At 70.6% G+C, this 20,183-nt stretch carries 20 protein-coding genes, 1 tRNA gene and 4 pseudogenes; 8 read left to right on the forward strand and 17 right to left on the reverse strand.

Annotated features, from left to right (window positions below; genetic code table 11):
* Window positions 1-58: 58 nt before the first annotated feature.
* The 3 genes and pseudogenes from ACN9M0_RS39100 to ACN9M0_RS39110 form a co-directional block, all read right to left on the reverse strand.
* Entirely contained in the window at window positions 59-346 is a 288-nt protein-coding gene (locus tag ACN9M0_RS39100) for a hypothetical protein (protein ID WP_366042192.1), read from the reverse strand.
* A 182-nt stretch (window positions 347-528) separates the two neighbouring features.
* Window positions 529-645 (reverse strand): annotated as a pseudogene (locus ACN9M0_RS39105) (IS5/IS1182 family transposase); the annotation flags it as partial.
* A 64-nt stretch (window positions 646-709) separates the two neighbouring features.
* Window positions 710-887 (reverse strand): annotated as a pseudogene (locus ACN9M0_RS39110) (transposase family protein); the annotation flags it as partial.
* A 369-nt stretch (window positions 888-1,256) separates the two neighbouring features.
* Here ACN9M0_RS39110 and ACN9M0_RS39115 point away from each other — a divergent pair.
* From ACN9M0_RS39115 to ACN9M0_RS39130, 4 genes and pseudogenes are all read left to right on the forward strand, one after another.
* Window positions 1,257-1,733 (forward strand): hypothetical protein, encoded by a 477-nt coding sequence (locus tag ACN9M0_RS39115; protein ID WP_426405222.1) that lies wholly within the window; start codon window positions 1,257-1,259, stop codon window positions 1,731-1,733.
* Window positions 1,730-2,563, forward strand: a complete 834-nt coding sequence (locus tag ACN9M0_RS39120; protein WP_426405223.1) for a hypothetical protein — start codon at window positions 1,730-1,732, stop codon at window positions 2,561-2,563. The genes ACN9M0_RS39115 and ACN9M0_RS39120 overlap by 4 nt, the downstream gene beginning before the upstream one ends.
* Window positions 2,564-2,815: 252 nt before the next feature.
* Window positions 2,816-3,265, forward strand: a pseudogene (locus tag ACN9M0_RS39125) (transposase family protein); the annotation flags it as partial.
* A gap of 24 nt (window positions 3,266-3,289) precedes the next feature.
* Window positions 3,290-5,008 (forward strand): FG-GAP-like repeat-containing protein, encoded by a 1,719-nt coding sequence (locus tag ACN9M0_RS39130; RefSeq protein ID WP_426405224.1) that lies wholly within the window; start codon window positions 3,290-3,292, stop codon window positions 5,006-5,008.
* A gap of 197 nt (window positions 5,009-5,205) precedes the next feature.
* Here ACN9M0_RS39130 and ACN9M0_RS39135 read toward each other — a convergent pair whose 3' ends face one another.
* The gene (locus ACN9M0_RS39135) at window positions 5,206-5,982 is read right to left on the reverse strand and encodes an SDR family oxidoreductase (protein WP_426405225.1); all 777 of its coding nucleotides are present in this window, start codon (window positions 5,980-5,982) and stop codon (window positions 5,206-5,208) included.
* Window positions 5,983-6,168: 186 nt separating this feature from the next.
* On the opposite strand from ACN9M0_RS39135, the gene ACN9M0_RS39140 reads away from it, so the two are divergent.
* Window positions 6,169-7,032 (forward strand): helix-turn-helix domain-containing protein, encoded by an 864-nt coding sequence (locus ACN9M0_RS39140; protein WP_366041042.1) that lies wholly within the window; start codon window positions 6,169-6,171, stop codon window positions 7,030-7,032.
* Between the two features lie 181 nt (window positions 7,033-7,213).
* Entirely contained in the window at window positions 7,214-7,495 is a 282-nt protein-coding gene (locus ACN9M0_RS39145; protein WP_426405226.1) for a hypothetical protein, read from the forward strand.
* A 351-nt stretch (window positions 7,496-7,846) separates the two neighbouring features.
* On the opposite strand, the gene ACN9M0_RS39150 is transcribed toward ACN9M0_RS39145, so the two are convergent.
* Window positions 7,847-8,503: a TetR/AcrR family transcriptional regulator gene (locus ACN9M0_RS39150; RefSeq protein WP_366041040.1), complete on the reverse strand. Its 657-nt coding sequence runs from the start codon at window positions 8,501-8,503 to the stop codon at window positions 7,847-7,849.
* 125 nt (window positions 8,504-8,628) lie between these two features.
* Here ACN9M0_RS39150 and ACN9M0_RS39155 point away from each other — a divergent pair, with 125 nt between their 5' ends.
* Window positions 8,629-9,639 carry a hypothetical protein gene (locus ACN9M0_RS39155; protein WP_366041047.1) on the forward strand — a complete coding sequence of 337 codons (1,011 nt, stop codon included), beginning with the start codon at window positions 8,629-8,631 and terminating at the stop codon, window positions 9,637-9,639.
* Window positions 9,640-9,854: 215 nt separating this feature from the next.
* On the opposite strand, the gene ACN9M0_RS39160 is transcribed toward ACN9M0_RS39155, so the two are convergent.
* Window positions 9,855-10,313: a group II truncated hemoglobin gene (locus ACN9M0_RS39160; RefSeq protein ID WP_366041039.1), complete on the reverse strand. Its 459-nt coding sequence runs from the start codon at window positions 10,311-10,313 to the stop codon at window positions 9,855-9,857.
* Between the two features lie 166 nt (window positions 10,314-10,479).
* Here ACN9M0_RS39160 and ACN9M0_RS39165 point away from each other — a divergent pair, with 166 nt between their 5' ends.
* Window positions 10,480-11,355 carry an IS5 family transposase gene (locus ACN9M0_RS39165; RefSeq protein ID WP_426405227.1) on the forward strand — a complete coding sequence of 292 codons (876 nt, stop codon included), beginning with the start codon at window positions 10,480-10,482 and terminating at the stop codon, window positions 11,353-11,355.
* Between the two features lie 13 nt (window positions 11,356-11,368).
* Here ACN9M0_RS39165 and ACN9M0_RS39170 read toward each other — a convergent pair whose 3' ends face one another.
* The 11 genes and pseudogenes from ACN9M0_RS39170 to ACN9M0_RS39220 form a co-directional block, all read right to left on the reverse strand.
* Window positions 11,369-11,800 (reverse strand): hypothetical protein, encoded by a 432-nt coding sequence (locus tag ACN9M0_RS39170; RefSeq protein WP_426405228.1) that lies wholly within the window; start codon window positions 11,798-11,800, stop codon window positions 11,369-11,371.
* 59 nt (window positions 11,801-11,859) lie between these two features.
* Window positions 11,860-12,117 carry a hypothetical protein gene (locus tag ACN9M0_RS39175; protein ID WP_426405229.1) on the reverse strand — a complete coding sequence of 86 codons (258 nt, stop codon included), beginning with the start codon at window positions 12,115-12,117 and terminating at the stop codon, window positions 11,860-11,862.
* Between the two features lie 96 nt (window positions 12,118-12,213).
* A complete protein-coding gene (locus ACN9M0_RS39180; RefSeq protein WP_426405230.1) occupies window positions 12,214-12,972 on the reverse strand; it encodes a hypothetical protein in 759 nt (252 codons plus the stop codon).
* Window positions 12,962-13,279: a hypothetical protein gene (locus tag ACN9M0_RS39185; protein ID WP_366041030.1), complete on the reverse strand. Its 318-nt coding sequence runs from the start codon at window positions 13,277-13,279 to the stop codon at window positions 12,962-12,964. Before ACN9M0_RS39185 ends, ACN9M0_RS39180 begins: the two co-directional genes overlap by 11 nt.
* Complete coding sequence (locus tag ACN9M0_RS39190; protein WP_426405231.1) at window positions 13,267-14,748, reverse strand: NUDIX domain-containing protein; 1,482 nt, start codon at window positions 14,746-14,748, stop codon at window positions 13,267-13,269. Before ACN9M0_RS39190 ends, ACN9M0_RS39185 begins: the two co-directional genes overlap by 13 nt.
* Before the next feature lie 704 nt (window positions 14,749-15,452).
* Window positions 15,453-16,256 (reverse strand): methyltransferase domain-containing protein, encoded by an 804-nt coding sequence (locus tag ACN9M0_RS39195; protein ID WP_426405232.1) that lies wholly within the window; start codon window positions 16,254-16,256, stop codon window positions 15,453-15,455.
* 138 nt (window positions 16,257-16,394) lie between these two features.
* A pseudogene (locus ACN9M0_RS39200) lies at window positions 16,395-17,073 on the reverse strand (restriction endonuclease).
* On the reverse strand, window positions 17,070-17,372 hold the full coding sequence (locus ACN9M0_RS39205; protein ID WP_426405233.1) for a hypothetical protein: 303 nt from the start codon (window positions 17,370-17,372) through the stop codon (window positions 17,070-17,072). Before ACN9M0_RS39205 ends, ACN9M0_RS39200 begins: the two are co-directional and overlap by 4 nt.
* A 373-nt stretch (window positions 17,373-17,745) precedes the next feature.
* Window positions 17,746-17,819: transfer RNA gene (locus tag ACN9M0_RS39210), tRNA-Met, on the reverse strand.
* 394 nt (window positions 17,820-18,213) lie between these two features.
* A complete protein-coding gene (locus ACN9M0_RS39215) occupies window positions 18,214-19,419 on the reverse strand; it encodes an ATP-binding protein (RefSeq protein WP_426405234.1) in 1,206 nt (401 codons plus the stop codon).
* Window positions 19,420-19,502: 83 nt separating this feature from the next.
* Window positions 19,503-20,162, reverse strand: coding sequence for a response regulator transcription factor (locus ACN9M0_RS39220; RefSeq protein ID WP_426405235.1), 660 nt, complete (start codon window positions 20,160-20,162; stop codon window positions 19,503-19,505).
* Between the last annotated feature and the right edge of the window lie 21 nt (window positions 20,163-20,183).

Genomic DNA, 20,183 nt, shown 5'->3' on the forward strand with positions numbered 1-20,183 from the left:
CGGCCTGACAGCCCGAGACGACCCAGAGATCATTTACGGGACAGCCCTGATGTGGTTGTCATAGCGGCGGGGGGTCGCACTTCAGGATGCATTCGCCGTGCCGCCATCCGCAGCAGCTGCCGCTTCGTGTGGGGTCTCGGTCGACGTATTCCGTGATGATGCGGCCGTCTTCGATGTGGGACACGCCTTCCTGCTTCCTGAAGTCGATCTTCAGGATGTCGAGCTCCATGGTCATGCATTTGATCGCGTACTTGTCGGCCGCTTCGGGGTACTGGGCGAACAGCCTGTTCAGTGCGTCGAAGAACTCGGGGTCGCTTTGCGGCCCACATCCCGACTTGGCGTTCATGGCGATGCTCCAAAGCGTCGAGTGCTCTGAATCCCCCAGGCGAGCGCGCTGAACCCCTCAACTGTCATGGTCTCGCGGGCCTGAGGCTGACGCCACTCGAGTGTGGGGCCCAAGCGTTGTCCCGTAAATGATCTGCAGGTCTCTCGGGCGTGCTTGGCCGCCCTGTGGCCGCCGCCGGTCTTACCGGCGAGGGCGAGGCTATGCATCCGGGCGATGTCGAGCGTGGCGGGATGGACGCCGTGACTTTTGAGGCGGCCGTCTCGGAGGGTTTTCCAGGTCTGCATGCGCGCGAAGACGTGGTTTCTGCCGTCGGGGAGGGCGACGGCTCCGCTCTCGGCGAGCTCGTCCGAATCCGGCAGTGGTGTGGGCGGTGCCGACAGATATGCCGAAGCCGGCCGCGATCTGCGTGAGCGTGTCGTGGCGGCGAAGATAGACCAGGCGGCAGCTTGCAGCGCCGGTCACCCTCACGGGTAACGATGAGCAGGGATACCCACTCGACCAGAGCATGAGGCAGGTCGAGTGCGGCGGGATGGGGGACCAACAGGTCCCCTGTGCCGATGGGTTGAGACTGCGAACACCTCCACCAACGGCATGGGAGCCTTGTGCATTGCGGCCCTCACCTCGACCTGACCGGCGTCACCCGATCACTGGCCACGCTGAACCGCTCAGTGTGGCAGTCAGCCCGATGCGGTCAACGACCTTCACCCGCTCCGGCGCGCATCTTGGTGCGGCGCTTGGGGGCTGGGGCATCTACGACACGATCCTCTGACCCGGCGACGGCCGGATCCACGTCCGGGCACAACCCTCCGGGCACAACCCTCCGGGCCGTTCGAGGGTCCAAGAGGTGACCCGGATGTCCGGGGGAGCGCGTTCGCTCCCCCTCACGTCCACAAGGCTCCTGGGGAGATTCGTGACGGGCAAGCGTGTGACTCTGGCGATCGCGACGGCTCTGGCCGTCGGTTTCGCACCCGCGGTGTTGGGCGGGACGGCGGCCGTCGCCGCGCCTCTGACGGCCATGGCGGCGATGGGGACCGCGACGATCGTCCAGGAGGGCGGCCCGCTGGTGGTGCCCTCCGGCGAGGAAGGGGCGGTCACGACCCGGATCAGGGTCACGCTCCCGGCGGGCCTCACCGGCCCCGTCAAGGCGCGGCTGCTCTTGCCGCAGCCGACATGGGAGCTTCCCGACTTCGACACGCCGGCCTACGAACCCGTCACCCCGACCTGTGCCGTCAACGGCGGTGTCTTCTGGCCCTGTCCGTGGGACAGCCCGGGCAACGAGGTCGTGTTCCCGGCCGCCGAGGCCGCCACGACGCTCACTTACGACATCCGGGTCGACGCCGACAGCCGTGCCGCCGTGATGGGAAACCTGACACCCACCCTCGAGTGACCGACGGGGCCGGGGCCGTCATCGGCAGCGGACCCGTCGCCTTCCGCTTCGCCGAGGGCACCCCTGAGAACTACCGGCGGACCACGGTCCTCGCCCGCGACAAGGCCGGCGTGCTCTGGCAGTACGAGAGCACGGGCCGCCCCGACATGCCGCTCAAGGCCCGCGAGCGCATCGGCGGTGGCTGGAACGCCTACACCTCGATCACGACCCTCACGCACCGGACGGCGGCAGGCGAGGGCGACCTCGTGGCCCGGGACAAGGCCGGTGTCCTCTGGTTCTACAAGGGCTCCGGCAACCCGGACGCCCCCTTCAAGCCGCGCGTCCGCGTGGGCGGCGGCTGGAACACGTACACGGCGATCACCAGCCGCGCCGGCGGCCTCGTGGCCCGGGACAAGGCGGGCGTCCTCTGGCACTACAACGCCACCGGCCACGACGCCCCCCGGGCGCCCTTCGACCCCCGCCAGAACATCGGCGGCGGCTGGAACGCCTACACCGCCCTCGTGGGGAACTGGAGCGATCTCACCGCCGTGGCGCGTGACGGGGCCGGCGTGCTGTGGTCGTACGGCTTCGACTACCCGATACCGGGAGGCGACTTCCCGGGGCTTGAGTACGCACCGCGCGTGCGGGTGGGCGGCGGCTGGAACGTCTACGACCGCATCGCGCTCGCTGGGCAGCTCAGCGGCTCCTCCGAGAGCGACTTCCTCGCCCGCGACGCACAGGGCTACCTCTGGCTCTACGAAGGTGTGGACCGCGCCGGCGGCGGCCTTGTCCCGTCGCCGACCCGCAGGCAGATCGGCTGGGGCTGGGGCATCTACGACAAGATCCTCTGACCCGACCTGGCGCCACCCGGACGTCCTCGTCCTCCAGCGCGTGCGGGAGGGCGAGGCACTGGTCCGGGTCCGTCCGGGGTGCTCACGCCCCGGGCGCAGTTGCCGCCCTCGCGACCACGTGGGGCGGGAAGGACCCGTGCGCGTTGGCAAGGCGGGCGGGGCGACCGTCCCGACGGCGTCCGCCGGGACAGGGGTGACCGGCCCCGGCGGACGGTCAGAACAACTGCGCCGAATGCGACCGCGTCGCGGTACGTCGGCGACAGTCAGGTCGATTACCCAGCCAAGCACCGGCGGCACGGCGTGAACGTCCAGTTCATCACCGATCCTGCGGGCGAGATGCTGTGGATCTCGCCCGCGCTGCCGGGCCGCACCGACGACCTGACGCGGCCCGCACCGATGACCTGAAGCGGCCCGCACCCACCACATCATCAGGATCTGCGCATGCCAGGGCGTCCCCAGCCTCGCCGACCGCACCTACCAGGGCGCCGGCCCCTGGGTCGCCACCGGCCTCAAAGGCCCACCGGGCGGCGATCTCACCCTGGCCCTGCGCACCGTCAACCGGGCCTTGGCCACGGCGCGGGCAGCGGTCGAACGCGGCATGGCACGGCTGAAGTCGTGGCAGATCTTCCGCAGATCACGCATCAGCCCCGACCGCATGACCGTCATCACCCAAGCCGCCCTCACCTGGAGAGGCAACGCTGAAAACGCCTCAGTACGCTGATCCGAATGACCCGTCTTCGAAGAACCGCCCTGCGCTGGGGAGTTAGGCTCACCGCCGTCCTCGCGCTGCTCGCCGGCACGGTGACCGTGGCCGCGGCCGACACCGTGGACCCGGCCACCGCGCCGCCGGTGCGCACGATCACGTACAACGTCTGCGGCCAGTCCTCCACCTGCCAGAGCAAGCTGGAACTCCCCGACTGGACCGCGAAGGTCCGCGACGAGGTCCTGGCCTGGGACGCGGACGCCGTCATGCTCCAGGAGCTGTGCTCCGGGCAGTACGACGCCCTGCGCACCGAGCTGGCCGGCCACGGCTACACCGCCGTGTGGGCGAGCACCAAGCCCACCACCACGGGCTGCGCCCACTGGTCCACCACCGACACCAGCTTCGGCCAGGGCCTGTTCGTCAAGGCCCCGGCCGTCCAGAAGTACACGGCCCAGCTGGATGTGCCCGCCGACAAGGAAGCCCGCTCGGTGCTGTGCGCCCGCGCACCCGTCGACGGCCGCACCACCCTGCTCTGCACCACGCACCTCGCCCAGTACATCGTTCCGGACAACGGTTCGTCCCAGGTGATGGCCAAGATCGACACGTGGGCGGCCGGGATCCCGGTGATCCTCGGCGGCGACCTCAACGCGGGCCCCGGACCGACCTACGACCCGATGCTCAACCCGATACGCGACGGTCTGCCCGGCACCGGCCCGTTCGCCGAGGCCGACGAGAACGACATCGACCACTTCACTGCCGAGTGTCTCCAGGCCGGCGCGTCCACCTGCCACTCCGGCGAGCCGACCACCGCCGAGGGCGTGAAGTTCGACCACGTCTTCCTCAGCGCCCGCGACTTCCACACCGTACGCGCCGACGCGATCGAACCCGGGCTCTCCGACCACAAGCTGCTGCGCGCCGCCGCGTACCCCGAGACCCGGGCGGGCTCGGGCGCCGGCGGAGACCTCACCGGCGACGGCCGCCCCGACCTGCTGGCCGCCAAGGACGACGGCAACCTGCGGCTGTACTCCGGGACCGGAGGCGGCAGCCTCGGAGTCCAGCGCCAGATCGGCACCGGCGGCTGGGCCGACGCGGTGATCAGCCATCGCGGCGACTGGACCGGCGACGGTCGCGAGGACGTCCTCGCGAAGATCGGGGACACCCTCTGGGTCTACCCCAACACGGGCAGCGGCGAGCTGGGCACCCGTATCGCCATGGGCGGCCGGCCCACCGGCTGGACGAACGCCACCCCGCTCGCCGCCGGCGACGTGGACGGCGACGGACTGCCGGACGTCGTGGTCAGGAGCGTCACCGGGCTGTGGCTGCACCGAGGCGGGGCGGCCGTCGACGGCGCGCCCACCTTCGCCCCGCGCGCCGCCGTCCAGATCGGCAAGGCGGAGTGGGCGGGGTACGACGTACTCCTCCCCGGCGACGTCGACCACGACCGCCGCGCCGACCTGTGGGCGCGCGACCGCGCCACCGGTGAGCTCAAGGAGTACCGCTCCAACGGGGCCCTGGAACTCGCCACGCCCCGCACCCTCGACGCCGGGCCGCTTCCGCCGGCCGACCGCCGCTTGGCTGTGACGGCCGGCGACGTGACCGGCGACGGTACGCCCGACCTGTGGACGACCCGGACTGCGGGCACTGCCGAGAACCTGGAGTTCCTGCCGGGCACTTCCACCGGGCTCGGCACACCGGTCACCATCGGCACCGGCGGCTGGCAGTGGATGAAGGCCCTGGGCTGACGCGACCGTTGACGAGAAGAAGGCGAAGGGCCCCGGACACGTCCGGGGCCCTTCGCCTTCTCCGTACGGGTCTACTCCGCGGCCGCCTGCGCCTTCAGGGCGCGCTCGACGCCGGCCCGTTCTCCGTCAGAGACGGAGATTGTGGTCCCCCTGCCCGGCTTCCTGGCCGTCGCGTTCGGGGTTTCACGGTCGCGGGGTCAGCTCAGCTGGCGGGTCGGCATGATGGTGACCTGCTGGAGGTTGACCCGCGGCGGCAGGGAGGCCAGGAAGCCGATGGTGTCGGCGATGTCCTGTGCGGTCAGCCACTCCATCGTGTTCTTCGAATCGGTCAGCCATGTCTGCGCGCCCTCGTCCGTGACGTGGCTCTGCAGTTCGGTGCCGACGATGCCCGGCTCGATCGCCGCCACACGTACGTTCTTCGGGCCCAGTTCCGTACGCAGATGGCGGGAGAGGTGGGTGACGTACGCCTTGGTGGCGGAGTAGACGGCGAAGGTGGGGAAGATGTTCTGGGCGGCGATGGAGGAGGTGTTGATCAGGTCGGCCACGCCGCGCTCCCGGGCGGCCCTGACGAGCTGCGGGGTGAAAGCGGCGGTGATGTTCATCAGGCCGGTGATGTTCAGGTCGATCTGGTGCTGCCACTGGTCGGTGGCGAGCTCTTCGATGGGGGCGGGGAGCATGACGCCGGCGTTGTTCAGGAGGAGGTCCGCGCCGCCGAGTTCGGTTTCGACGCGGTCGGCCGCGGCCCGTACGGCCGCCTTGTCGGTGACGTCGGCGGCGATGGCCAGGGCGCTGCCGCCGTTCTTCTGGATCCGGGCGACCAGGTCCGTGAGCCGTTCGGCGCGGCGGGCGATGACGACGACCTGGGCTCCGAGGTCGGCGAGCTTCTCGGCGGTTGCCTCGCCGATGCCGCTGGAGGCTCCGGTGATGACGGCGATGCGGCCCTGAAGCGTCTTGGCGGTGTGCTGTGTGGACATGATGGCGGTTCCCTCCGGGGGAAGTGAATGGTGTGTGGGTTCGTGCCGTCCGGTGTTCCGGGCACGGCTCAAGCACACCAGCCCGCCGTACCCGGAAGGGCTTTGAAGCTGGCCCTGCTCCGGCTGGTACTGGCAGGGCTACCTTGGCGGCTTCGGGCGGGGTGGGCGTTGTTCCACACTGGGGTCATGGACCGCAGCAAAGAGATCGCCGGTTTTCTCCGTGGCCGCCGGGCCGCGATCAGTCCCGACCGGGCCGGGCTTCCCGTCGACGGGCGGGTGCGCCGTGTGCCGGGTCTGCGCCGGGACGAGGTCGCGCGCCTGGCGGGGGTGAGTACCGAGTACTACACCCGCCTGGAACAGGGCCGGGCCGGCAGCCCTTCGAGCGAGGTCGTCGCGGCCTTGGCCCAGGCCCTCCAGCTGGACGCGTCCGAGCGTGAGCATCTCACCGATCTGCTGCTGCCCGAGCCGCGTGCGGCACGCCGCAGCCCGGGCCGGCCCCAGCGGGTGCGTCCGGGTCTGTATCTGATGCTGGAGACGCTGCGGCATGTACCGGCGTTCATCTTGGGGCGCCGGACCGACGTGCTGGCGGCCAACCACCTGGCCCGGGCGGTTCTCACCGACTTCGAGGCCCTGCCGGCCACTCGGCGCAACCTCGCCCGCTACTACCTCCTGGACCCTGAGGCCCGCGAACGGGTCGGGGAGTGGGAGAGGATCGCGGCGGAGACGGTGGCCGTCCTGCGGCTGGAGGCCGGCCGCTACCCGGGCGACCGCCGTCTGGCCGATCTGGTCGGCGAACTCACCCTATCCTGCCCGGAGTTCTCCGCGTGGTGGAACGACCACAGGGTGCTGCGCCGCACTCATGGCGCCAAGCGGTACGTCCATCCGGTGGTGGGTGAGCTCGAATTCTCGTACGAGTCGTTCCAGGTGCCGGGCGACGCCGAGCAGACCTTGTGCGTCTACAGCGTGGAACCCGGCTCCGACACCGCCCGGGCACTGGAGCTCCTCGGCAGCTGGACCGCCCCCGAGATCACCGTCCCGCCCGCTCACTGACGGCCCCGCCCGCGGTCCGGGGCAGGGGGGGGCAGGGTCTCATCGTGCCGGGGCGGGGTGCTCGTACAGCGTCTCGCGGCATCCAGAACATCTGGTCGGGCGCGGTCCGGCTGAGGACGGGGTCACCTCAGAGGGTTCAACCCCGCATCGTCCATGCGAACTGGATCCGGCGGCAGGAGACGTGGTCCGCTCCGGCTGGCTCAAGCGGCACCTCGACAACGACGGGAGCGGCCGCCGGATGGAGGTCTACCCCGTCGACCGGAGCCAGGTCCCAGCCGAACGCTCCCGCCCTGGCCTCCAGCAGAGGTCCATCACGGTCCGCTACGTCTGGGGCGACCTCGTCGGCGCGTGGGCTGCGCAGGACCAGGACACGGGGGACGAGATCTGGGACGACGTCATCAGCGACCTCGACTCCGACTGCAACGCCTACGCCCACGCCTCCTCCATCGGCATCGGCGCCTGACCCCACCCAGCATCCGCCCGCCCCGCCGTTGTGGCCCCCCGGGGCGGGGCGGACCCCCGTCGGAGCCGGTACCCGATGACGTACGACAGCGCGCCCCACTCGAAGCCGCGCGTCCAGCGCCCGCTGCATTCGACCCCCGCGCGGTCATGCTGAAGCGCCGGCCCCTGACGTCACCCACAGCGCTGTGCCGGCCGCACGGCACCTCGTACTCCAGCCGCGGAGCGCGACTTGGCGCGGCGTCCTCCATGCCGAAGTCGAATCGGCTGATCGGGATGAGGATGACGACGGCCGGACGCAACGGCACGTTCCGGAGCAACTACTTGTCCAGCGGATGCCGTAGTCGGGCCGACTTCACGGCTGGGGGCGTCGCTCGGCCGCGTCGAACGCCGGGGCGAGCGGGGCCAGCGCCGCGCGGAGCTGGTCGGGCAGTGAGCCGGAGGGCACGACCAGCCCTCCGGCGCCGAGGCCCCCGGCGGCCGGCCCGTTCCCGGCCGGCCGGAGCCAGCCTTCCAGCGCGATGCGAACCGCCGCGGCCACGCTCGCCGCGAGAACGCGGGCGGTGGGCGCTCCGGCGTCACCCAGGCGTTCGGCGATCACCGCCGTGAGAGGGGGCTCGATGCCGGCGGTGGCATCGAGGAACGCCTCGCGCAGGGCGGTACGGGTCGTGATCAGCAGCAGCGCCTGGTGTCCGTGCTCGCCGGTGTTCGTGTACTGCTCGACCACCGCTTCGGTGACGGCGTCGGCCAGGCGCACTCCCGCGGGCCGGGCCGCGACCGCCGCCACGATCCGCGCCTCCCGGTCCGCGGTGACAGCGGAGACGATCGCCTGCTCACGGCTGGCGAAGTAGTTGTTGTACGTGCGCGGCGAGACCCCGGCCGCCTCGGCGATGTCCTCGACTCGTACCTGGTCCGGTCCGCGCTCCACGGCCAGACGCAGCGCAGCCTCGCGCAGCGCCTCACGCGTGGCCTGCTTCTTCCGCTCCCGCAGCCCTGGTGGTGGTGTCGTCACGGTGCCAGCGTTCCACACAGAACTGCGTGCACGCAAACTTGCGTGCACGCACTTTTCCTGTCAGCCTCGGCCCCCTCCCAGGGGCGCGGAACGACAGGGAGGACATCACCATGCGAGCAAGAGGAATGACCTACGACACCGGATTCGTCGTCCACGGCCGAACATCCCGCGAGCACTTCGACCCCGCCGTGGTCCGGCGCGAGCTCGCCGTCATCCGCGACGACCTGCACTGCAACGCGGTCCAGATCATCGGCGGTGACCCCGACCGACTGGAGCTCGCAGCCAGTGCCGCCGCCGAACTCGGCCTGGAGATCTGGTTCTCGCCCTACCCGCTGGAACTGGATCCGCAGCAGATCCTCACGCTCTTCCGCGACTGCGCCGAGCGAGCGGAACGGCTCCGGCGGCAGGGGGCCACGGTCGTGTTCGTCGCAGGCGTCGAGCTGAGCGTGATGAACCGCGGATTCCTGCCCGGACACACTCCCGAGGAACGGGTCGAGCAGCTGATGAGCCGACCCGAACGGCGAGCCGAAGCGATCCGCGAACTCGGCTCGCGTATCAACGCGTTCCTCCGCGACGCCGCGGCCACGGTCCGCGAACGCTTCCAGGGCAAACTCACCTACGCGTCCATCCAGTTCGAGCAGGTCGACTGGACCCCCTTCGACATCGTGACGTTCGAACTGATCCGCTCCGCCGAGGTCGCCGACCGCTTCCGGGACGCGGTACGCACCCTGGCCCAGGGCCCGAAGCCGCTCGCCATCACCGGATTCGGCACCGCGGCCTACCGCGGCGCGGGAGACCGCGGGGGACGGGTGCTGGAAGTGGTCGAGTACGACCCGCAGACCAAGGCCCCCGTACGGCTGAACGGCATGTACGAGCGCGACGAAGCCGGCCAGGCCGCGTACCTGAGCGAACTGCTGGAGATCTTCGAGAGCGAGGGTGTGGACAGCGCGTTCGTGTTCTTGTTCGCCCTGCCCGGCTACCCGCACCGCCCGGACGGCGACCCCAGGGACGACTTGGACCGAGCCGGCCTGGGGATCGTCAAGCTCCTCGAAGGGCGCCGGGGTCAGACCTACCCCGACATGGACTGGGAACCCAAGGCCGCCTTCATGGCAGTGGCACAGCGGTACAGGCGGTGACGCCCTGGCCCCCGGGCAGGGAGGCACAGGTCGTCGGCCCGATGGCCGCGCCGGAGAAGTCCGCGACCCATAACTCACGAGCGCTGCGGCGAGACGGCTCCGGCGTGGGGGGGGGCGAGACAGCCATGTACGAGATGCCGAAGCCGAAGAAGCCCGGCCGTGAAGAAGGCCCATTGAACCGGAGCCCGAGCCGGAGCTCTGGTCCGGTGTCGGGGTCAGGCCAGCCCGTCCCAGCCCCAGCGCGGGGTGGGGCCGGGGTCGCCGAGGTCGGTACCCGGGGCCGAGGCCGAGACGTCCTTGGCGATCCGCGTGCCCCAGTCGAAGTACTCCATCACCCGGCGGCGCAGCAGGGCGTCGTCCGGCAGCTCCTTCTCCACAGCCGCCGTCATCAACTCCATCCAGCGCTGCCGCTGTTCCTCCGTGATCCCGAGCCCGAGATGGGCACGGAGCAGGGCCTGGTGCCCGCCGTGCTCCGCAGTGAACCCGGCAGGTCCCGAGAAGACCTCGGCCAGCCACACGGCGACGTGCTCCACATGGGTGGAGGTGAAGTCGGCGAAGACGGGTGCGAGGAGGGGATCGGCGAGGACCCCCTCGTAGAACGTCTCGGAGAGCCGACGCAGCGCACCTGCGCCGCCCACGGCCTCGTACAGGGTGTTCGTGTGCTCGGCGCTCAAGGAGGCCTCCGGGGTCAGGGATGTGTCTCTCCCAGCTTTCACACAACATGGCCCGGATCCAAGGATGTTCGCTCTCGGCGGGGCGCAGGCACCCGCGCGCCGGTCGATCCCGGAGTACTAGGGCTTGTGTCGAAAGTGGATCTTGAGCGTTGGATGATCACGGTTCATGGGGCGGGGAGATCTCACGGACGAAGAGTGGGCGGTGCTGGAGCCGTTGTTGCCGAAGGAGAGGAAGCCGGGGCGGCCGCCCGTCTGGCCTCGGCGACGGCTGATCGACGGCATACGGTTCAGGGTCCGGACCGGTGTTCCGTGGCGGGACGTGCCCGTCGAGTACGGACCGTGGGGTCGGATCTATGACCTGTTCCGCCGGTGGCAGCGGGACGGCATCTGGCACAGAATCTTCACGCGGCTACAATCTCTGGCGGACGCGAAGGGTGCGATCACGTGGGACCTGAGCGTCGACTCCACGGTGTGCCGCGCTCATCAGCATGCGGCCGGGGCCCGCAAGCAGGGTGATCTGCAGAAGGAACCGCCGGGCGGTGTGTTCACCGAGCCCGGAGATCACGGACTGGGACGCTCGCGCGGCGGGTTCACCACCAAGTTGCACCTGGCCGTCGAGCAAGGTCAGCGGCCCATGTCGATCGTGATTACGGCCGGGCAGCGCGGGGACTCGCCGCAGTTCGAACCCGTGCTGGAGAAGGTCCGCGTGCCCCGCATCGGGCCGGGTCGGCCACGCGTCCGCCCCAACCGAGTCCGCGCGGACAAGGCGTACGCCTCCCGTAGAAACCGCGCCTACCTGCGCCGCCGCGGAATCCGCTGCACCATCCCCGACAAGGCCGACCAGGCACGCAACCGCCAGAAGCTCGGCTCCTGCGGCGGCCGACCACCGCACTTCGACCCGGCCGACTACCGCGAGCGCCACGCGGTCGAGTGCGGGATCAACCGGCTCGAGAGGCGCCGGGCCGTGGCCACCCGCTACGACAAGCTCGCGGTCCGCTATGAGGCCACTGTCCTCGTAGCGGCCATCAACGAGTGGCTGTGATCAGCACGTGTCCCTAGAGCTCGTAGTCCTGGGCCAGCTCTTCCCAGCGAATGCTGCGAAGAGCAAGATCAGCGTTCTCGCCCGACGGGACATCCGGGGTGGCCTGGAACCAGGCCACGATGAGAGCGGAGCGGTGCAGCACTGCGTCGAGTTCAGGATCGACCGCTGTAGAGCCGAAAACACCGATGCAAGCCACGGAAGGCAGCACCTCAACGGGGCCGAAGGCGCCGGCGGTCTGGTCCGGGTACTCGCGGGAGGGCGGAACGAGATGAACTGGCGCGAAGGAGAACGCATGCTCGGCCTGTCGCAGGAGGCCGCTGACCTTCATGTCGTTGACGCGCTGGCACGGATAGCCCTCCAGCATCCCCCCATAGGTCGTAGACATCCGCAGCTCGGTGAGTTCGATCGAACGACCGGACGAGAGGGCTATGTGGCTCAGCGACATGCCGACACCCTATGCGCATGATCCGCTTCCGATACACGCCCTAGGGCTTGTCCGGCCGATCAAGTTCGTAGCCAGATGGTGAGGGCTGCCGCGGTCGCGGTGCCGAGGTAGACGTAGCCGCGCTTGTCGTAGCGGGTGGCGACGGCCCGGGACTGCTTCAGGCGGTTGATCGCCCGCTCGACGGTGTTGCGATTCTTGTAGCGGTCCTCGTCGAAGCCGGTCGGGCGTCCACCATGTGAGCCTTTGCGCAGGCGGGCGGCCTGGCTGTCGGTCTTCTCCGGAATCGTGCGCCGGGATACCGCGCCGCCGGAGGTCATCGCGGCACGGCCCGTTGCTGTAGGCCTTGTCGGCCGCGAGACTGTTTGGCCCCTTGCGGGGCCTGTCCGGCCCTGGCCTGGGCACGCGGATCTTCTCTAGGAGATACGCATCGACCTCCCGCCGCACCTGCTCTTCAACCACGACCAGGTCGCCGAGCTGGTCCAGCACGCACTCGCACTCCAGAACCCCTCCTTCTCCTGGCGCCTGGCCGGACGCGACCCGCACCTGCTCGTGAAGAAGAAGCACCGCCCGCCGTCCTCGCTCGGCCTGAACGACCCGACCTGGTGCCCTTGGAGCGCGTCGTCCTCGACAACGGCCGCGCCGAGTCCGAGCCTGTCGAGGTTCCGCTGAGCGAAGGCCGCCATGTGCCGGTCTCGCTCCACGCCGATGGCGCGCCCAGGCCCGGTGACGGCGGCGGCGAGTGCGAGGGAGACCCCGGGGCCAGGCCCCAGCTCCAGGTAGCGGTGGCCCTGGGCGAGTCCCAGGGCTTGAAGGACTTCGATGGTGGCGGGGGTGTAGGTGGACATGGAGGTCATGTGGCCGCCGGTCACCGGCCCGCGGGGGAGCGCGTCAAGCGGATCGCCGTCGGGCTGCAACAGGATCGACTCGTCGCTGTGGATCAGCTCGAGCCACGCCTCCTGGTCTTCGGGGTGGGAGCCGTCGAGGAGGCGACAGTCGATCAGGTCCGCTCCTGGGCCGCTGACCCGTACGTATGCGTGAGGGAGCAGGGCCTCGCGGGGCACGCGGAGCAGGGCGTCGCGCAGCAGTGGGTCGGTCAGGATGCCATCGGCCTTGAGCCGGTCGACCATGTCGGCGCGCTGACGGCTCGTCGCTGCGTGGAGGTCAAGGGACATGAGGGGCATTCTTCGCTGGTGGCGGAGCGGGCGTCGGCGTGGTGGTCAGGCGGCGGGCCGAGCGGACCGCAGCAGCCGGCCGACATCTCACGTACTCGACGAGCCGGTACGCGGTCGGGCGGTCGCTGCGCAGGGCCTCGCACGCACCCATGGGCCGGCGGTTCTCGGCGAGGATGCTCAGCTGCCCGCCGGGAGCGATGAGGCCGGCCAGGCGGGTGACCGGGTCGTGGCGCAGTCGCCGGCGCGCGATGTCCGGGTGGGCAGCGTAGGTGAGGCCGGTGGTGTCGAAGCCGTTCACCGTGCCCACCCGAGTTCGGTGTAGGTGCGCCCGGCCTGGATGCCCTCGATCGCCGCCCGGGTGTAGGGGACGATCGGCTCGGGCAGGTCCTTGGCGTTCCACCACGCCCAGCGGACACACTTGTCCGGCTCGCGGAGCTCGGGTGTGCCCTCCCAGTGGCGGGCGCGGAAGAACAGCCCGATGCGGGGCTGGTCGCCGGGCCGGTCCACCATGTGCACGATGTGGACGAGCTCGACCTGGGCCGGGTCGATCACCAGGCCGGCCTCCTCATGCGCCTCCCGCACGAGGCACGCGGTCGCCGCTTCCGCCTCGCAGTGCCCCGCGAGGGCGTGCCAGAAACCGCCCGCGTACGCGGAGTCCGGATGCCGCTGCCCCAGCAGCACCATGCCGTCGCGCTCCAGGTAGAGGTGGACGCCGACCACGTTCAGTACGGTCCCGGAGGGCGCTTGCGCCGAGGCGGGCCCGACCCCGCGGGCGCCGCCCGGCAGTGCGGGGTGCTCGGCCGCGTGTCGCTCCAGCAACGACCTGGTCGACGGCAGCATGGTCATGAAGGGGAACTTCTCGGGCTCGACCCATGCGAGCATCACGCCCTCGGTGAGGGGAAGTCTCGCCGGGTCTCCGTTCCAGCGGCCTGTGTAGAGCTGGATCGGCACGCGGGTCCCGGCGGTGCCGGTGACGCTCTCGACGCTGTACGGCTCCAGGCCCGCAACGGTGAGGCCGGCCTCCTCCCGCAGCTCGCGCCGGACCGTGTCGAGCAGGGTCGCGTCCTCGGGTTCCCGGCCGCCGCCGGGCAGATCCCAGCATCCCGGCGCCCAGACGTCCGGTTTCGCGTCGCGCAGGTGCAGGAGGTAGCGGCCGTGGCCGTCGTGGATGATCGCCGAGGCGTTGAGCGGCACGATCACGCCGTCCAGGCCGGAGTCGGAGAGCTTGGCCCGCAGCGTGGGGGAGGAGACCTCGTCGAACGGCAGCCAGACCGCGCCCGTGACCTCCTCGGCCTGTAGGGAGAGCGCGGGCGCGTTGTCGGCGAGGTGGAAGACGAAGCGGAAGTCGTAGTGGCGATGGGCGGGTTCGCCCTTCACCGGGTCGGGGCCGATGTCGTGGACGTCGATGTCGATCGGCCGGTCCCCGAACTCCGAGGTCAGAACGAGGGAGGAAGCGGGGATACCGGCCTCCTCCCCGACTTCTCGAAGAGCCGTGGCGAGCAGCGTCCGGTCGTCGGCCTCGGCGTGCCCGCCGGGGGCTAGCACCTTTCCTCCGGTCGCCTTGTGTCGAACGTGCAGGACCCGCCGGTCACGGTCGATCACCATCGCGCTGCAGGTGATGTGTCCGGGCACGGTGGAGCGGCTCGTCGGATCCGCGTCGGGGCCGGCGTCGGCGTCCAGTGCGGCCAGGAGTTCCTCGAGGCCGTCCCGTTCACCGGGGCGTCGATCCAAGTAGGCGGTGACCAGGGCGCGAATGTGAGGGAGAGAGGGTGGCATGTCAGAACCTCGCGGGCTGAGGAAGCGGGCATGGGGAGGGCTGATGGGCGGCGCAGCCAACTCGGCTATCCGCGCGGTCGGGTGGAGGGAGGGGTGGACACGGCAGGCGGCCCGAGGCCGTCGGACCAGATGGACTGGGGACAGCACGGTGCCTGGGAAGCGAATTCACCAGGATGGGTGGGGTGCATGGCGTTCTCCGGGAGGAAGTGGCTTTGGTCTCATCGGGCTCAACGACCAGGTCGGCCAGGTCGAACACATGTGTTTCGGACGCTGTGCGAATCCCGTGGCAGCGCGCATGCGCGTTCGTGGTGGGTGCACCGACCCTTGCGGCACAAGAGGACGACGATGGGGCCGCTTGGCCGAAACGCCGACGATCGAGGAGCACGACCCGCGTGGGGCGGGCAGGCGCCTGAGGAGAGCGTCGCTGCGGCATGCTGGTCAGTCCCTCCAGCCCTTGCTTCACCAGGCGCCGGGCTGCGATCGGTGAAGAAGGCTCAGGGGCGCGGCGCACGATCGCCTCGTCGCGAGTCAGTACACGCGGTACGAGTCGGCGGGCGGGGACTGCCATCTGCATGTCGCCGTGAGCGAGTCGTACGGCAGTGCGAAGGGCGGGGGCCCGCAGCCGCTCGGTCGTCCGGAGCGGGCGGTCCTCCGAGCGGATCCACAGCGCGGCAGGCGTCTCGTAGGCCTGACAGGCAGCCTGCTCACGTGGTCCCCTCGCGGCGGGCGACCACGTGCACGAGACGGCCGAGCTCCCGGTAGGGGCTGCGGATGGAGGCGGCTCGCTCCACGGCCAGCGCCCTGTTGAAGACGTCCTCCTCCGGCCGCCAATCCTTCCCGAGGTGGTCGTGGAAGATCCGTACGCCTTGCCACGGCAGCGGGGTCAGGCCGTTGTCACGGGCGAGCTGGTCCAGGCGCTCGGGAGTGTCGCCGCGGGTGACCATGCCGAGGTTGCCCATGCTCGCCGTCCGGCCGCTCTCGATCTGCGCCAGCGCCGAGTCGTAATCGCCCCGCAGGGCCTCGCGCACTCCGACGGAGAGGGCGTTCTTCGTCAGGACGCTGAGGATGCCGCCGGGCGCGACGAGCCGGGCGAGGTTGGCGATGGGCTCGGCGGAGTCGGGCAGGTACATCACGACGCCGTGGCAGCACACCGCATCGAAGGCCTCGCTCTCGAAGAGCAGCTCGTAGATGTCGGCCTCGATGAGTCTGACGCGGTCGTCGAGGCCGGCCGCGGCCACCTTCTCCTCCGCGCGCTTGAGCATGTCGGAGGAGACGTCGGTCCCGATGATGCGGTGGCCGGCCGCGGCAAGGCGCAGGACCATCTCGCCGTCACCACAGCCGACGTCCAGGACGCGGGCCGGCTCGTCGCCGAGCTCCTCCAGGACGCGTCGCGTCACGATCTCATGCCGCAGCCGCCCGCGCCCGCCCTCGTTGTAGGCGGCGTAGTCGATGCCGACGCTGGCGAAGTCGGTGCCGACGGTGGCGAAGTCGGTGGTTTCGTCGGTCATGCGGGGAACTCCTCCTTGGTTTCGGACCGGGACGTCCTGGCGGGATGTGCATGAGGGTTATGGGCCGTGGGGCACGCTCTACACCCGATTCCACTGCGAGCACCGCCCCTTCGGCGCGCTCGAGGGCTGGCGCTGACTTCAGGACAGTGAGGTGGGTCGACGCGGTGGTCGTACGGCCCGCAGCAACTCCCAGAGAGGAGTGGAGCCGGCGGCCCACTGGACGAGCAGGTGGCGGTCCACCAGATGCAGGCGTTGGGACGTGGCGAAGTCGAGGGCGGGGCGGGAGAAGCGGCCGTTGGTGAGCATGACGAGGACATCGCCGCCCTGGATCTGGCGTCCGGTGCCGTTGAGGACCTGGAGGTCGGGGGGTGCCGACGGCGGAACCGGACCAGCCCGCCTTGCGGTGCTTGCACTGGATCACCCAGCGCCGCCCGAACGGGTCGGTGGCCTTGACGTCGGCGCCGTTGTCACCGCGTCCGCCGACCTGCCGGGCGTCCGGGCAGCCGTCGCGGCGCATCAGATCACGAACGGCGTACTCGAACTGGGTGCGGTGGAAGCCGTCGAGGTGCTCGACCGCAGACCGCAGGCTCTGTGCGCGAACTCGTTCCCAACGCGCGGCTTCCTGCCGCCGGTGCAGCCAGAGCGCACCGGCGGCCGCCGCGACCCGCAGCCCCAGAAGGACGACCCAGGGGTGCGCGGCCAGCCACGACACCAGCGCCATGACCAGGCTCACGGACACCAGCGCCACGCATGCGAGGAGCCAGGCGTCGATCTGGCCCTTGGTCCTGCGACGGCGCCGGGCCGGGCGGCGGCTCATCGGCCGCTCTCCGCGGTGGGGAAGACGATGGGATACGAGACGGTCGGCGCGGGGCGGACCGCCGGCTTCTCCCATCCCGGCCACTTGATCGGATAGACCACCGTCGATTGCGGCCGGGGTAACCGGTTCTGTCCCGGCTGGGGACCCGCGCCGGAGGTCGTGTTGCCGCCGCCGAACAGGAACACCGCCGCGACGATCACCCCTGCGATCGCCGTCTGCCGCCGGGCGCCTGCCGGGAGGCGCGTGTGCTCCCTGACCACGGTCCCGTCGGACTTCACGTACTGCTCGATCACGGGCACGGCCGGGTCCCCCATCAATCGAGTCACGCCTCCCCGCGCGACCGGCCTATGAAAGCACCCACCACTGACAACGTGTCACATGGAGATCACCAGCCGTGATCAATGTGCGCCAGGTGCCATCCCTGCGCACCGAGGTGGTGGGGATGGTGCGGCACGGGCCCTGGCCTCGATGTCCCAGTCGATCAACCTCTGATGGACTCATGCCGGTGTCACCGACACCTGCACACCCTGGGCGAGAGCGGTACGAGCCCACGATCCGCCGCCCTGTCTTGTCGGCCGGGGTGCCGACCACCGTCAGCAGTGCCGCCTGGCCCGGGCGCCGCAGCACGGATGAGGCCCGGATCCATAGGATCCGGGCCTCATGCCACTTCAGTAGCGGGGACAGGATTTGAACCTGCGACCTCTGGGTTATGAGCCCAGCGAGCTACCGAGCTGCTCCACCCCGCGTCGGTAGGCACAACACTACGCCATCCACGGCACACCCAAGACCAGGCCGTTCTCGTCAGGACTCGGGTGAACGGCCGACGCGGGTCAGGGACGAGCGGCGGCATGGCCCACGAACAGCCACGCGCCCTGGTGATTCCCGGCGGTGGGAGGGGGCGACAGGTCCTGACCGCGAACCTCGGCCAGGACCCGTGCAGGGCGAAGACCTCCGGACCGAGAAGGAGCGCGACACCAACCGCACGCTGAACAAGGCGGTGCGACAGCAGGGGAAACACGCAGACCCCGTCGAGACGGCGTCTTCGGGATGCCGTACGGGGGCCTGAGTCCACGCGTGATCCGGTCAGCGGGGCCGGGCGGGGATGTCCGGCCCGGCGCGGTGGCCGGCACCGGCGGCCCGTTAGAACACCACCCGCACTGTCAGGCCGCCTTCTTCCGGGTTGGCTGATGCTGTTGCCTTGGCTCCGTGTGCCCGGGCGACGGCGTCGACGATGGACAGGCCCAGGTCCGTGCCCTCCCCGGGCGCGTGGGTGCGTTCGTTCAGTCGGCGGAAGGGCTCGAAGAGCAGCGAGACTGTGTCGGATGGCACGACCGGCCCGGTGTTGCTCACTTCGACGCCGATGTCCGGGCCGGTGCGCACGTCGACCCGTCCCTGCGGGACGTTGTGCCGCACCGCGTTCGCGACCAGGTTGTGCAGGAGACGCTCCAGGAGCACCGGATCCCCCTCGATGGACAGCGGGAGGGCTCGGACGGTGACGTGCACGCCCCGCTCCGCCGCCTCGTCGGCCAGCCCGGCCGCAACCCGCCGGGCGAGCTCGTCCACCGCGACCCTGCGACGTTCCTTGAGGCCCTGTTCGGAGGCGGCGAGCAGCAGCAGCCCCTCGATGATCCGCTCGCTGGTGTCCGCGACCTCGATCAGCTTCGACCGCATGCGTGCCACCCGCTGCGGGGACGGATCGCCGGCGAGCCCGATTTCCGCGGCCGCCCGCTGCACGGCCAGGGGGGTGCGCAGCTCGTGCGCCGCGTTCGCGGCGAACCGCTGCTGGGCGGAGACGAGCCGTTCCATGCGGCCGAGCATGCCGTCGAAGGTGTCGGCGAGTCGTTTGAGTTCGCCGGGCGGCGCGTCGAGGGCGATCCTTTCGTGGAGGTTCTCGCCGGAGAGGCGGCGGGCGGTGTCGGTGATGACGGCGATCGGCCGGAGTACCCGGCCCGCCGTCCACCAGGCGAGCGCGACCGACAGAACCGCGTAGCAGACGAGGACGGTCACCGAGACGGTGAGAAGCCGGTCGAGGGCGGCGGACTCGGCCGCGTCGCTCATCGTCCGTGTGATCGCCAGGGCTTCGCTAGGGACGACGGTGCCCGCGCTCGGTGCGGGGCTCGCGGGTGCGGCGCTCGGCATCCCGGTGGCGAAGGCGGTCGGCCAGGGGGACGGCAGTTGTTCCAGCCGCCGCGCCGGCACGGCCGTGGTGACGGCCATGCTGATCGACGAGTACATGCCCTCCTGCACGAGCACGTACACGACTCCCGTGAGGAGGGCCCCGGCGAGCACGAGCAGCCCGGTGTAGAGGGCCGTCAGCCGGGCCCGTTCGCTGCGGAACGGCAGCATGCGGCCGGGTCGTGCGCCGAGGGCCGGCGTCCGTGGCGGGCGTGTGTGCAGCTGCAGAGACGCGAGGAGCTTCCGTACGCCGTTCACGAAGCGATCCGGTATCCGGCGCCGGGGACCGTCTCCACCACCGGTGGCTCGCCGAGCTTGGCCCGCAGCTTGCTGAGCGTCACCCGTACCGCGTTGGTGCGGTAGCTGGTGTGCTCCTCCCAGACCTGCTCGATCAGGTCCTCGCCGCTCACCACCGCACCCTCGGCCCGCAGCAGGGCCTCCAGGACCCCGAACTCCTTGGGCGAGAGGTGCAGGTGCCGGCCATCGCGGCCGGCCTGGCGGCGGGCGGTGTCCAGGACGATCCCGCGCCGCTCAAGAACGGGCGGCAGCGCGGGCCTGGCGCGCCGGCCGAGGGCCAGGACCCGGGCGAGGAGTTCGTCGTACGCGAAGGGTTTGGTCAGGTAGTCGTCGGCGCCCAGGCCGAGGCCCTCGACCCGGTCCCGTACGGTGCCGGCCGCCGTCAGCATCAGGACCCGGGTCATGAGCCGCTGCTCGACCACCCGGCGGCACACGTCGTCGCCGTGCAACCCGGGCAGGTCACGGTCCAGGACGACGACGTCGTACTCCCCGAGCTGCAGCTTCCGCAGAGCCTCCAGACCGTCCGCCGCCACGTCCACGGCGAGCGCCGCCCGGCGCAGCCCCTCGGCGATCATCTCCGCGAGGAACGCCTCGTCCTCCACCACCAGTACGCGCATGGCCCTTGTCTATCCGAAGAG

This window comes from Streptomyces sp. R-07, assembly GCF_049913175.1.
In the GTDB taxonomy this organism is placed as follows: Bacteria; Actinomycetota; Actinomycetes; order Streptomycetales; family Streptomycetaceae; genus Streptomyces.